The organism is Varibaculum massiliense (assembly GCF_900106855.1).
GTDB lineage: Bacteria > Actinomycetota > Actinomycetes > Actinomycetales > Actinomycetaceae > Varibaculum > Varibaculum massiliense.
Genome location: NZ_FNWI01000004.1, coordinates 1,547,708 through 1,560,158 on the forward strand (window position 1 = coordinate 1,547,708; position 12,451 = coordinate 1,560,158).

General features: G+C 52.9%; 11 protein-coding genes and 2 pseudogenes. 11 read left to right on the top strand and 2 right to left on the bottom strand.

What is annotated here, in order from left to right:
- The first annotated feature begins 55 nt into the window (after positions 1-55).
- Together BQ5456_RS06895 and BQ5456_RS10655 are read left to right on the top strand one after the other, a co-directional pair.
- Positions 56-1,336, top strand: a complete 1,281-nt coding sequence (locus BQ5456_RS06895) for a radical SAM/SPASM domain-containing protein (RefSeq protein WP_159428776.1) — start codon at positions 56-58, stop codon at positions 1,334-1,336.
- 363 nt (positions 1,337-1,699) lie between these two features.
- A complete protein-coding gene (locus BQ5456_RS10655; RefSeq protein ID WP_268872100.1) occupies positions 1,700-1,822 on the top strand; it encodes a hypothetical protein in 123 nt (40 codons plus the stop codon).
- A 579-nt stretch (positions 1,823-2,401) separates the two neighbouring features.
- Here BQ5456_RS10655 and BQ5456_RS06900 read toward each other — a convergent pair.
- Both BQ5456_RS06900 and BQ5456_RS10310 read right to left on the bottom strand, forming a co-directional pair.
- Positions 2,402-3,445 carry a YeiH family protein gene (locus BQ5456_RS06900; protein WP_235858542.1) on the bottom strand — a complete coding sequence of 348 codons (1,044 nt, stop codon included), beginning with the start codon at positions 3,443-3,445 and terminating at the stop codon, positions 2,402-2,404.
- 21 nt (positions 3,446-3,466) lie between these two features.
- The gene (locus BQ5456_RS10310; protein ID WP_235858543.1) at positions 3,467-3,604 is read right to left on the bottom strand and encodes a hypothetical protein; all 138 of its coding nucleotides are present in this window, start codon (positions 3,602-3,604) and stop codon (positions 3,467-3,469) included.
- Positions 3,605-3,910: 306 nt separating this feature from the next.
- Here BQ5456_RS10310 and BQ5456_RS10500 point away from each other — a divergent pair.
- The 9 genes and pseudogenes from BQ5456_RS10500 to thrB form a co-directional block, all read left to right on the top strand.
- Positions 3,911-5,500, top strand: a pseudogene (locus BQ5456_RS10500) (DNA methyltransferase); the annotation flags it as partial.
- A 110-nt stretch (positions 5,501-5,610) separates the two neighbouring features.
- Positions 5,611-5,769 (top strand): annotated as a pseudogene (locus BQ5456_RS10700) (DNA methyltransferase); the annotation flags it as partial.
- Between the two features lie 9 nt (positions 5,770-5,778).
- On the top strand, positions 5,779-6,759 hold the full coding sequence (locus BQ5456_RS10605) for a type IIL restriction-modification enzyme MmeI (protein WP_235858545.1): 981 nt from the start codon (positions 5,779-5,781) through the stop codon (positions 6,757-6,759).
- A gap of 94 nt (positions 6,760-6,853) precedes the next feature.
- The gene (gene relB, locus BQ5456_RS06915) at positions 6,854-7,078 is read left to right on the top strand and encodes a type II toxin-antitoxin system RelB family antitoxin (protein WP_071129335.1); all 225 of its coding nucleotides are present in this window, start codon (positions 6,854-6,856) and stop codon (positions 7,076-7,078) included.
- The gene (locus BQ5456_RS06920; protein WP_071129336.1) at positions 7,075-7,341 is read left to right on the top strand and encodes a type II toxin-antitoxin system RelE family toxin; all 267 of its coding nucleotides are present in this window, start codon (positions 7,075-7,077) and stop codon (positions 7,339-7,341) included. The genes relB and BQ5456_RS06920 overlap by 4 nt, the downstream gene beginning before the upstream one ends.
- 177 nt (positions 7,342-7,518) lie before the next feature.
- A complete protein-coding gene (gene lysA / locus BQ5456_RS06925; RefSeq protein WP_071129337.1) occupies positions 7,519-8,922 on the top strand; it encodes a diaminopimelate decarboxylase in 1,404 nt (467 codons plus the stop codon).
- A 94-nt stretch (positions 8,923-9,016) separates the two neighbouring features.
- Positions 9,017-10,312: a homoserine dehydrogenase gene (locus BQ5456_RS06930; RefSeq protein ID WP_071129338.1), complete on the top strand. Its 1,296-nt coding sequence runs from the start codon at positions 9,017-9,019 to the stop codon at positions 10,310-10,312.
- 3 nt (positions 10,313-10,315) lie between these two features.
- On the top strand, positions 10,316-11,419 hold the full coding sequence (gene thrC / locus BQ5456_RS06935) for a threonine synthase (RefSeq protein WP_071129339.1): 1,104 nt from the start codon (positions 10,316-10,318) through the stop codon (positions 11,417-11,419).
- A 19-nt stretch (positions 11,420-11,438) separates the two neighbouring features.
- On the top strand, positions 11,439-12,449 hold the full coding sequence (thrB, locus tag BQ5456_RS06940; protein WP_071129340.1) for a homoserine kinase: 1,011 nt from the start codon (positions 11,439-11,441) through the stop codon (positions 12,447-12,449).
- Positions 12,450-12,451: the final 2 nt, after the last annotated feature.

The following is a 12,451-nucleotide window of genomic DNA, read 5'->3' on the forward strand; positions in this document are numbered from 1 at the left end:
GCGCTGTGATTTTCTTACCACCATTAGAAAAGCAGATCCCCCCAAACTTATCTCCGTGGTTGATACAAAGGGAGTAAAGCACTGTGTACTGCTAAATGCAGATACTGGTGCGTGGGCAGAACTATCCGAAACAGAGAAAACTGACTGGCAACAAAATCGTCTTGAACCGGTAAACACTCGACGGCTACAAGCTATGGGAGTTTTAGCAGATTTAAATGACCGATACGTAGATCTCTCCGCACCCTGGCGAAACAAGCCGCTTGAAAGAATAATTGTCAACCTAAACCGTAGTTGTAATATGCGCTGTGCATATTGCTTTTTATCAGCTGAAGCAACTCCAACTGAGATGATGTCTCCGCAGGTTATGCGGACTGTTGCTGCAGCCGGGTTGAATAGGTCAGGAGAGCACTTTGTTTTTGATCTTCACGGGGGTGAACCTACTCTCTCCCTTATAACTCTTCGTCGGTTCCTCGAAATAGCGGAAGAACTAAGGAAGAACAGCCGTAAAGTAGTTCGGTATTCTATTGTGACCAACGGAACTCTTATAAGCGACGAATTTATTGAACTTGCTCTTAAATACCAGATTAGGGTGGGGTTGAGTCTCGATGGACCTCCGGAGATTCACGATATAGCGCGGCGTTTTCATTCTGGGAGACAGACGGGTGAAATTGTTTTAGATGGATTGGCGAAAATGAGAACAGCTGGGGTCTCAGTTGAGGGAGCAATCTGCACCTTAGGAAAACATAATTTTGGTAAAATTAAAGAGGTCTGTGAATTCTTTGGCGGTTTGTCCCTACCTTTTAAAGCACGACCTTTGACTCCGCGAGGTAGAGGAGATTCTAGTGGTTTATCACTTGATCCTGGAGAATGGTTCACTGCTTTTGTTCAACTGTACAGGCAACATGAGGCTGGCGTTGCTTACGTACGAACCGTCGAATCATTCAAGAAAAACTGTTGGTCTGGCGATCGCTCAAATGCTTGTCTGAGGATTCCCTGTGGTGCCGCAAATACCCTTATTGCCATTGATCCGAATGGCGACTGCTATCCTTGCGACGGTTATTGCGGGGATACAGATGTAAGAATGGGAAACATCCAACTTGAGTCTTACGATGCTATGGCTCAGAAACCAGAGGTTGTTGAACTCCGTAGCCGAACTAGCAACGATATTTATCTGTGTAATGATTGCGATTTCCGTGGAATGTGTGGTCCTTGTGGTTACTCTTCAAAAGCTAGTTATGGTGATGTCGTTCGCCCAGATAGATTGTGCGGAGACAGAATGAAAATCTTTCGTTTTCTCATTACCGAATGGCTGGAAAAATTTGGATATACGCAATAATCGGCTGGTGGTAGGGGTCCGTCTTAATAGCATAGTTACGCCGATACGATTGGACATTATCTGCTTATCTAGCCGGTTAGTTCGATTTTCGATTGTATTTTTTAGAGCTGGATACCGTTGTCTGGAAATCTTAGATTCACGCTCACCTCATCCCCCTATGCACCATCCCGCCCGCTGCATAAATCAGCGGATAATTAATTTTTTAGCGCAAAATAAAGTGTTATTACTCGAAGGAAATCCCCGGTACAAGGCAGGTAACAGCATTTTGAACATTGGGGATGAGTTCGGATTGGAGGGGGATCCAAACGGGAATTACCCCTCTCTTTGAAGCCTTAAAATAGGCGCTGGGAGAAGGGGTAGTTAATGCGTTTTCATTCTTTGCAATTCCAGATAAAGGGGAGCGCACAAGATGGTATTACCAGCGATGGGCAAGAGTTGGATATTGCCGACGAATTTGCCCGTCTTTTCCGCTCTTTGGGGTTTTAGGGAGTCCCAGATAGCTATGCCGGTTTATGTGTTACCCAGTTTGTCTACAACGACTATTCTCTTCTCGAAGGTGATTTTCTAGCTAAAGGTTTATGCCTAGACCTGCTATGTTACAGTGATTCCCCCATCCCGTTTAGTGCGATTTTCTTATGTCTCGCAGAAACGCTCAAACGAACAGCTAGCTGCACGGTTACGGAGCTATCTGTTGTATGTGAACCTTATGCAGTTAGGACGAAGATTTCTAAAGGAAACGGTAAAGCGAATCTTGAAAGATTTATCGCCCAAAACAGGGAAAATAATTTCCTCCCGATTGCCCAATGAGCAACAGTAAAATACTCATGCAAAGATAAACAGGCAGCGGTTCTTGCATCTGGAGAAGTCCCCTTACCGATGTCTCACTGCTCCTTTCCCGAATTGGCATTACCGTTTTGTGGAATCTGTTCACGGTAGAGACCAGAAAAGCTGCGCCATATGGAAACGATTGAGATTTCTGCCAGCTAGTGCGACCTGTTCGGTGTCGCTGGAATTTTTGGGTTTCAAACGGAGGCTCCCGTTCGCCTACGTGTTCCCAGCTGCGTCCTAGTCGACTAACAAAAGTACGGTTCCCAACGAGACTGCGGCGATTAGGACACTTAGGATGATTCCGAGGAGGAGGGCGCGCCCTCCGGATTTAATCACGTTGCGCAGGTTTACCCCGGCTCCCATCGCGCCCATCGCTACCGTCAGGAGCAGGGTAGCAACCGTGCCTCCTAGGGTGTTGAAAATGCTATTGACAGTGGGGATGCCGGCCAACACCGAAGCTAGCACGACCGCAACCAGGAATCCCAGCACGAACCCGGGGATTAGGGGCGGGCGCTTACCAGAGCTAGCTTTTTCTGCTTGTTCGTGGCGCACTTCCACTACGCGCCGTTCGATAATCCCCACAATCGCCACTACGATTGCCAGGCAGGCTACCCGTCCCAACTTGGTGGCGGTAGCCAAATCAGAGATTGCCGGGTCATAAATGTTTGCGGCTGCTACTACCTGACCTACCTCGTGAATAGAGGCGCCCAGCCAGACGGCTGCCTGGGTGGGGGACAGGTGCAGTGCGTGGGCGGCAGCCGGCAAAGCGACGAGGGAGAGCGTCCCGAATAGGGTAACGCAAGCGATAGCAGTCGCGACCGCATCATCGGCGTCCTCGCGACTGCGGGCAGACACCACCGGGGAGATCCCGGCGACGGCAGAAGCCCCGCAAATAGCGGTACCGGAGGTGGTCAGGATTCCGGTGGCGTGACTGACCCGCATAAAATAAGTAAGTAGGTAACCCGCCACCATAGTGACCGCAACCGCGCAGATGATAGTCACAATCGCACCGGTGCCGAGCGCGGCAATAGCCGGTAGTGACAGGCGAAAACCTAGCAGCACCACCCCGGTCCGCAGGATTGTCTTCGCGGAAAAAGCGATACCGGGTTCGCAGACAGCCGGAATCAGTTTCGTGTTACGGACGGCTACCCCCAGCAGGATCGCCACCAGCATAGATGACAGGAGGGGAAAAAACAGGTTAATCAGCCAGGCGATACCGGCAATTACGCCCGCGTAGGCTACCCCTGGCAACAAGCGTTTAAAGTTATTCCAAAAATCCACTTGCCATATATACCACATGTTTTAGGTGATGGAGCTTAGTGAACCGGCAGAGAAAACTCCGATAGAGGCAGATAGTTGATAACCGGCAATGAACAACCCGAAGAAAATAACTTTCAACTCGTCTGTCAGATATTTGGTGCAATCACTAGAAATATGCAACCAGCTACCCGCTCCCTTACTGTTTGTAGTACCCGCGCAAAATTCCTTCAATAATCTGCTAATAAACCAAGGTAAATTCCTCGTTTGCCAAAGCTAAGTACGACCCGGTCGACGCGCTCAAAATGAATGAGGCACCGGTCTAATCGCGCGCTCAATGTACCTAAGGTACGTCGTTTATGGCTGTAGCTCTGAGAGAGCCGGGAATGATTGCTAATTCAAGGTAAGGTGACTGATAAGTAACAATTTCACCAAGAAAGGTGTGCGGTGAGTGAAGTAGGCAGCCGGCGGCGGGCGGCGGAGCATTTCGTGCAACAGTGGACAGGTCGCGGCTACGAAAAGGGCGAAACCCACAGTTTTTGGCTCTCCCTACTGCAAGATGTGTTGGGGATGCACGAAGTTTCTACCAAGTGCCGTTTTGAGCAGCGCACCCGGACTCGCGGTTTTATTGACGTGGTGATTCCATCAGCGCGAACCATCGTGGAACAAAAATCTTCTGGCGTAAACCTAGATGGGGGTGAGCTGCGTCAGGGGCAAATAGTTACCCCTTTCCAGCAGGCGAAACGTTATGCCGATGCGCTGCCGAATCGGCAACGCCCAGATTTTATTATTGTTTGTAACTTCGAGCGTTTCCGCATTCATGATCTCAATAAAGAGGATCCGGCCGGCGATTTTATTGAGTTTTCCTTAGCGGAACTGCCCGAGCAGTCTTATCTGCTGGATTTTTTGATTGACCCGGCATATTCGCGTACGGAAAAGGAACGCCAAGTCTCTATCCGTGCCGGACAGCTGATTGGCAAATTGCATCGCGGGTTGTTGGAGCAATATCAAGACCCTGATTCTCCCTGGTCGCAGCACTGTCTGAACGTGCTGTGTGTGCGTTTGGTGTTTTGTCTTTTTGCCGAGGACGCGGGGCTTTTTGGCAAGGACGCGCTGCTGCGTTACCTGCGAGGTTTTAACGCTTCTCAAACCCGGGTGGCGCTGCAGTGCCTGTTCCAAGTGCTAGATACCCCACTTGAGAAGCGAGACCCCTATTTGGAGGAAGAACTCGCGGCTTTTCCTTATGTTAATGGGGGACTGTTCCGGGACTCCGCTGCCGGCGCTCCTCACTTCAAGGGTGCGGGGGAAGGTTCGGGTGAGGAAGGTACTCAGACCGTATTTCCCTCTTCGTTTGCGGGGGAGCCGGGACGAAGTTTAGAGATTCCGAACTTTACCGCGGAGCTGCGTGACCTACTGCTTAATGAGGTATCGCAAGGAACCGACTGGTCGCAGATTTCCCCTACCGTGTTTGGGGGCGTTTTTGAGTCGACTTTGAATCCGGAAACTCGCCGCAGCTCCGGAATGCACTACACCAGCCCGGAAAATATCCACCGGGTAATCGATCCGCTTTTCCTTGACGGTTTAAAGAATGAACTAGAGGGGATCCTGTCTGATCCCGGGATTTCCGGTAGGTCGCGGCGGGCGAAACTGCGTGCTTTTCAAAATCGTTTAGCCAGTTTGACCTGGATGGATAGCGCCTGCGGGTCCGGAAACTTCTTAACCGAAACCTATATCGAAGTGCGGCGCCTGGAAAACCAGGTGATTGCGGAGCTAGAGCGGGGGCAACAGGCTTGGGAATTTGAGCAGGAGGGCGCCGCTACTAACCAGATAAAAGTGAATCTGGGACAGTTCTACGGGATTGAGATTAATGATTTCGCGGTGGCGGTGGCGCGCACTGCGCTGTGGATTGCCGAGCTGCAGGCTAATGGGGAAACAGCCGCGATTTTACAGCGGGAAGTAACGGATTTACCGCTGCACGATGACTCTAATATTGTGCTGACAAATGCGGTCCGCATGGACTGGGAGCAGTTGCTACCTGCGGAAAAGTGTTCATATTTTATTAGTAACCCTCCCTTTATTGGCTATTCGAACCACACCGCGGAGCAAAAGCAGGATCGGGCAGACCTATTTGGTAAGCGGGGGGGGTGCTGGACTATGTGGCCTGCTGGTACCAGAAAGCCGCCAACTATATGCAAAACACCGAGATCCGGGCCGCCTTCGTATCTACCAACAGTATTTGCCAAGGCCAACAGGTTACCCCGCTATGGCGACCGCTATTTGAGCAAGGGATTCGCATTAACTTCGCCCATCGCAGTTTCGTTTGGGACAACGAAGCCGAAAATCAAGCCCATGTACACGTGGTGATTATCGGGTTTTCTTATCAGGATGATTATCCAAAATATCTTTTTGAGCATTCTAAAGAGGGAGAATCCCGCCGCCAGCAGGTAGGACATATTAACGGCTATCTGACAGACGCCCCGGATGTGTTTGTGGAAAAACGGACCAAACCGCTGTGCGAGGTTGTTCCGATGGTAGCGGGTGGTAAACCCACCGAGGGAGGAAACTTGCTGCTGTGGCAGGAAGAAAAAGACGAACTAGTAGCAAAAGAGCCGGCAGCCGAAAAATGGATTCGCCCCTTTTCTATGGGAGCTGAGTTCATTAATGGTAAACCGCGTTACTGCTTGTGGCTGGTTGATTGCCCGCCGTCAGAGTTAGCCCACCTGCCGCTGGTGCTGGAGCGGGTGCGCCGGGTAAAAGAGATGCGCCAGTCCTCGGCTAAGGCAGCGACCCGCAAGAAGGCGGATACTCCCTGGTTGTTCGATGAAATTCGTCCCCCGCAAGGAGATAAATATATTGCGGTGCCTGCAGTTTCTTCTGAACGCCGCAAGTATGTGCCTATCGGATTTGTTGATAACGGCATGATCCCAGGTAATAAATTATTTTTTATCCAAAATGCGGGGCTATTTGAGTTCGGTGTCCTCACCTCCCAGTTTCATAATGCCTGGATGCGAGTGGTCGCCGGCAGGCTGAAAAGCGACTATAACTACGGGAACACCACCGTTTACAACACCTTTATTTGGCCAGACCCCACCCCGGAGCAAAAACGAGCAATCGAGGAGGCCGCCGCCCTCGTCCTCGAAAAGCGGAAAACCTATGCCCCATCTACCTTGGCGGAGCTGTATGACCCGGACAATGATTTCCTTTATCCGGAGTTAACCCGGGCGCACGCCCAGCTAGACCGGGCAGTGGAAGCCGCCTACGGGGTGAACTTTGCCGGTGACGAAAGCAAAATCACCGCCCACCTGTTCACCCTCTACCAGGCCGCCACCACCCCCTAACTCCCGGATTTAGTTTGCCTGAGGTACCTGGTAGTATTGTCTTCATTACCCAAAAGTAATACAATCGTAGTACGCGTATGCGGGGAGGTATTCAATGGGGGTTATTAGTTTGCGGGTTCCAGAGGAGGAACTCGCTCGTTATAAAGACTATGCGCGCATCCAAAACCAGAGCTTATCAGCAGTTATCCGTGCTACCATGATGGAACGGATTGAGGAAGAGTATGACCTTAAAGTTATCGAGAATTATGAAACGCAAAAGGCTGCTGGCGAAGTAGAGCTTTACTCTCACGATGACGTGTGGGCGGAGCTAGGGGTATGAACTATCGCCTCTACTACACCAAGGAAGCCAAAAAGGCTCTCAAAAAACTGGATAAGCCGATTTTGGTGATGGTTAAAGCCTGGATAGAAAAGAATTTGAACAACACTGATGATCCCAGAAGATACGGGAAGGCACTAAAAGGGAAATACTCTGGATATTGGCGTTATCGTGTCGGTAACTATCGCCTTATTTGCGAAATTCGTGACCAAGAATTGGTGATTATCCTTATCGACCTGGGTCATCGTAGAGAAATCTACCGTTAAGTCGGCGTACTGAGCTCGCGTCACGGGCGGGGTTTAATATGTAAAGCAGTTTTACATATCAAGAAAACGTGTAAAAAAATCCATGAATTTTTTACACGTTGCCGGTTCTATCCAGCCTGCGGGAAAGGTTTTGCAAGCTTATAGCGGCTTGGCGATACTTTAAGAGAAGATACCTAGATGCTTGAGAGGTTACCGATGCTCACTTGTCCCGAACCTGCCGCTAATCCCGTGCTGTGGCCCGGGGGAGTCAAGCGAGAGGAAGATAGGCAGCTTTCTTTTGCCGGACAAAAAGTAACTGAGCTGGCTCGGCGTTTTGGCACCCCCTCCTACCTATTTGACCTAGATGATTTTGCTGCTCGCGCCGAAACCATTGCTTCGGCGATGGCGGAAGAGTTTTGGGAAGGGTATGGATTTTCCGGTGCCAGCGTCTATTACGCGGGCAAGGCTTTCCTGTGTACCGCTTTAGGGGATGCCCTCGCCCGGGCGGGGATGGGAATCGATACCGCCAGCCTGGGAGAACTTACGGTCGCGCTCAATCCCGCAATGGGGGTTGACCCTAAGAAGATCGGGCTGCACGGGAACAATAAATCCCGCGACTGTCTGCGCCTGGCACTGCGCAGCGGGATTGGACGGATCATTGTAGATTCCCTTTCTGAAATCGACCTCTTGCAGTCCCTGAGCGAAAGCGAAAATACCATTGCTCCGGTGATGGTGCGGGTAACCACCGGAGTGCACGCTGGGGGACATAGCTTTATCGCTACTGCCCACGAAGACCAAAAATTTGGCCTCTCCCTGGCATCTGGAGCCGCCCTCCAAGCAGTCAAGAAAATTATTGCTGCCCCAAATCTGCGCCTGGTGGGGCTGCATTCCCATATCGGCTCCCAAATCAAAGATTTAGCATCCTTCCAGGTGGCGGCGGAAAGACTGCTGGCATTCCGCGCCCAGGTGCAACGCCTTGGCGAGCCCGTCCCCGAAGTCGACCTGGGTGGGGGCTTAGCAATCTCCTATCAAGGGGAGGAAGTGCCTACTGCCAGCCAGTATGCCCGCTCCCTGGCAGCCTCGGTAAAGAAAGCCTGTCAGCAGGCAGGCACAGATATACCCCACATCTCGATTGAACCCGGACGCTGGCTGGCCGGTCCGGTATGCGTCAGCCTGTACCAGGTGGGAACGGTCAAAGACGTGCAGCTAGAGGACGGCAGCGTCCGCAAATACGTGAGCGTAGATGGAGGCATGAGCGATAACATCCGCCCCGCCCTCTATGCCGCCGGATATGTGACCACTTTGGCGTCGCGGGTTTCAGATGCTCCGGCGACCAGCTGTCGCGTTGTGGGAATGCATTGCGAATCCGGAGATATTTTAGTGCCCGAAATTGCGTTGCCTGCCGATATCCATGCTGGTGATTTGCTAGTAATTCCCGCTACCGGCGCCTACGGGAGGGCGATGGCCTCCAATTACAATATGGTGCCCCGCCCCGGAGTGGTGGGGCTGAGCCGTAAATCATCCCCACGTTATATAGTCGCGCGAGAAACTGTGGATGACCTGCTGCGACTAGATACCGGAGCGGTCGGCTTATCTCAGTGATAAATCCGCGGAGCGCTCTGTCATTAATACCCGCTAGAGTAGAAAGCCCGGCAGGTAAAAATGCCCGGACGAAAGCGTTGAAAAGAGGGTGAAAATGAAAAAAGCGGTCAAAATAGCGGTCCTCGGGTGCGGAACCGTGGGTGCTCAAGTGGTGCGTCTCCTGCAAGAACGCGCCGCCGACTACCAGGCTAGATGCGGAGCCAGCCTGGAGATTATCGGTATTTGTGTAAATAATCTGGCTGCCCCCCGCCCCGATTTTATTAGCCGCGACCTGCTTACTGACCAGGCGGAACCCTTGATTGACCAAGCTGACCTGGTAATTGAACTAATCGGGGGAATCGAGCCGGCGCGCACCTACATTACCCGCGCCCTCGAAGCTGGCAAATCCGTAGTCACCGGCAATAAAGCTTTGCTGGCACAATACGGCCCGGAACTTTTTGATCTGTCTCGCCAGCGGGAAGCAGACCTCTACTATGAGGCTGCAGTCGCAGGCGCCATTCCCGTGGTCTACGGCCTGCGCGAATCTTTGGCGGGGGATCGCGTCCAGGTGGTACAGGGCATTGTTAATGGCACCACCAACTACATGCTTGACCAGATGGAAAAGAAAGGCTGGTCGTTCGAGCAGGCGCTATCTACCGCGCAAGAACTGGGATACGCCGAAGCGGATCCCACTGCCGATATTGATGGGTTAGATGCCGCTGCCAAATGCGCCCTGCTGGCGCAGCTGGCTTTCCACACTCGAGTTTCCCTCGACCAGGTAGCAGTCAAGGGGATTCGCCATATCACCGCGGATGATATTGTCGACGCTAAAGAATCGGGACGTACTATAAAACTGCTGGCGATTGCCCAGCTCGCGCAAGACGAACAGGGACGCGAATGCGTATCTTGCCGGGTAGAGCCGGTATTGGTGAAACCAGAAAATCCACTGGCAAACATCGCGGGAGCCTTTAACGCGATTGTGATCGATGCCGAGGCCGCGGGCAGGCTAATGTTCTACGGACAAGGTGCCGGCGGGGTACAAACTGCCTCGGCAGTGCTCTCGGATGTGGTGGCCGCCGCGTTCCACCTGGTATCCGGGGGCAGTGCGCCCCGCGAATCCGCCTACGCCGATTTGCCGCAAATGCCGGCCGGACAGGTGCGTTCTAAATACAGCATCCGCCTAGAGGTAGAGGACGCTACCGGAGTATTAGCCGAGGTAGCCGGGATTTTTGCTCGCCGGGGGATCTCTATTGAGCAGGTACGCCAACGCAATGACGCCGAATCCGCTAAAGCGGTAGTTTCCCTATCAACTGCCTGGGCGCGGGCAGACGCCATAGACTTAACGGTAAAAGATTTGGCCGCCGCGCAGCCGGTGAGCCGAGTAATCCAAGTAATCAGTATGGAGGGCTAAAACATGGCGCATCTGTGGCAGGGAATAATCAACGAATACCGCGATTGGCTCCCCGTAGGTGATGAAGAAGAAATCGTTACTTTACAGGAGGGCGGCACTCCGCTGATTTATTCGGAGGATCTGTCTAATGAGGTAGGGGCGAAAGTCTATATCAAAGTCGAAGGCGTGAACCCCACCGGCTCTTTTAAAGACCGCGGGATGACCATGGCGATTACCAAGGTGGTCTCTAGCGGACAAAAGATGGTGGCCTGTGCCTCTACCGGCAACACCTCGGCATCTGCCGCCGCCTATTCGGCGAAAGCTGGCCTGGAATGTGCAGTAATCCTGCCTGCCGGGAAGATCGCTGCCGGCAAACTCGCGCAAGCGATAGTGCATGGGGCGCGGCTAGTGGCAGTGGATGGCAACTTCGACCAATGCCTAACCATTCCCCGCCAGCTCACCGAAAGCTATCCGGTAGCCCTAGTTAACTCGATTAACCCCTACCGCCTGCAGGGGCAAAAGACTGCGGCCTTTGAAATCGTTGACTTCCTGGGGGACGCCCCCGATATTCACGTGCTGCCCGTAGGGAACGCCGGAAATATCTCCGCCTACTGGATGGGATACAACGAATATGCTGGTCGGCGCACTGCCGCCTCTTTAGAAAAAGAAACTAAACTCGGGCAGGCGCGCGCCAGCAAGGTACCGCAAATGTGGGGGATCCAGGCGAAAGGCGCAGCTCCCTTTGTAGCCGGACACCCGATTGAGAACCCGGAAACCGTGGCGACTGCGATTCGGATTGGCAACCCCGCCTCCTGGGATTACGCCTCGGCAGCCCGGGATGATTCCCACGGTTTCATCACCGCAGTCACGGACGAAGCTATTTTGGCGGCGCAAGCGCGCCTCGCGGCCAGTACCGGTATTTTCGTTGAGCCCGCCTCGGCGGCCTCGGTAGCTGGACTTTTGCAAGCTGCGGGGCAAGGGAAAGTTCCTGGAGATGCCACGATAGTGTGTACCGTGACCGGTAATGGTCTGAAAGACACCGCGACTGCTCTGGGGGATCGAGATATTAACCCGCAGGTAATTGAGCCCACCTTACAGGCCGCGCTTCGCGCCCTAGACTTAAAATAACCGGGATTAAAATAGCAATATGCGGATCGTAAAAGACGAAGCAGAAGTCAAAGTCCCCGCCACCTCGGCTAATCTGGGGCCTGGTTATGACTGTATGGGGCTGGCTCTCTCCCTCCACGACCGAGTGCGTTTTCGGGCGACTGTGGGGAAAACCCAGGTGCATGTGCGTGGGCAAGGCAAAGATCAGCTTCCCGAGGACGAAAACCACCTGGTAGTGCGGGCAATCCGTCTCGGTTTAGACGCGGTAGGAGCCTTCCAGGTGGGGGTATCCCTTTGGCAAGAAAACCAGATTCCCCAATCACGAGGTCTGGGCTCGTCTGCCTCCGCGATTGTCAGCGGTCTGGCGATAGCGCGCGCCATTATTTCTGAGCCGCAGGCGTTAGATGCCGACACCATGCTACGAATCGCAACCTACCTGGAGGGACACCCCGATAACCTGGCACCCGCGATTTACGGGGGGATTACCTTGGCGGGCATCCATCGCACCTCCAGTGAAGAGGCAGCTACTACCAAAGAGCTCACCTCTCCCTTCTTAGAAATGGGAGAAGAGGAGGAAGCTGCGCAGGATACCGAATCTGACCAGCCCGTACTCAGCGGGGATTTTCCCAAGACCTGGGCGGTGAAAATCGAGAATCACTACGGTCTGCGTCCCACGGTGTTTATCCCCGATTTCGAGTTAGATACTTCCCAGGCACGCGCGCTACTCCCTGAACAGGTACCCCACGCTGATGCGGCCGCGAATGTGGCTAACGGAGCGTTACTGGTACGTGCCCTAGAAGATCATCCTGAGTTGTTAATGGCTGCCACCACGGATTATTTGCATCAAAACTATCGCCGCGCGGCCATGCCGGCTTCTTTGGATTTGATGTATTGGTTGCGCGCCCAACAGTTACCGGCGGTTATATCCGGAGCGGGGCCGTGCGTGCTAGTGCTAGCAAGCGTGGATGACCAGGTGAAATCGCGGGCAGAAAAAGTGGGTTGGAAGGTACGGACTCTAGAATTAGATACTCGCGGAGTGCGGGAACTCTAATA

What these genes read in the sequence shown, in the direction of transcription:
- BQ5456_RS10655 (WP_268872100.1), top strand. Translation starts at nt 1,700, where the DNA reads ATGCGTTTTCATTCTTTGCAATTCCAGATAAAGGGGAGCGCACAAGAT.
- relB (WP_071129335.1), top strand. Translation starts at nt 6,854, where the DNA reads ATGGGGGTTATTAGTTTGCGGGTTCCAGAGGAGGAACTCGCTCGTTAT.
- BQ5456_RS06920 (WP_071129336.1), top strand. Translation starts at nt 7,075, where the DNA reads ATGAACTATCGCCTCTACTACACCAAGGAAGCCAAAAAGGCTCTCAAA.
- lysA (WP_071129337.1), top strand. Translation starts at nt 7,519, where the DNA reads ATGCTTGAGAGGTTACCGATGCTCACTTGTCCCGAACCTGCCGCTAAT.
- BQ5456_RS06930 (WP_071129338.1), top strand. Translation starts at nt 9,017, where the DNA reads ATGAAAAAAGCGGTCAAAATAGCGGTCCTCGGGTGCGGAACCGTGGGT.
- thrC (WP_071129339.1), top strand. Translation starts at nt 10,316, where the DNA reads ATGGCGCATCTGTGGCAGGGAATAATCAACGAATACCGCGATTGGCTC.
- thrB (WP_071129340.1), top strand. Translation starts at nt 11,439, where the DNA reads ATGCGGATCGTAAAAGACGAAGCAGAAGTCAAAGTCCCCGCCACCTCG.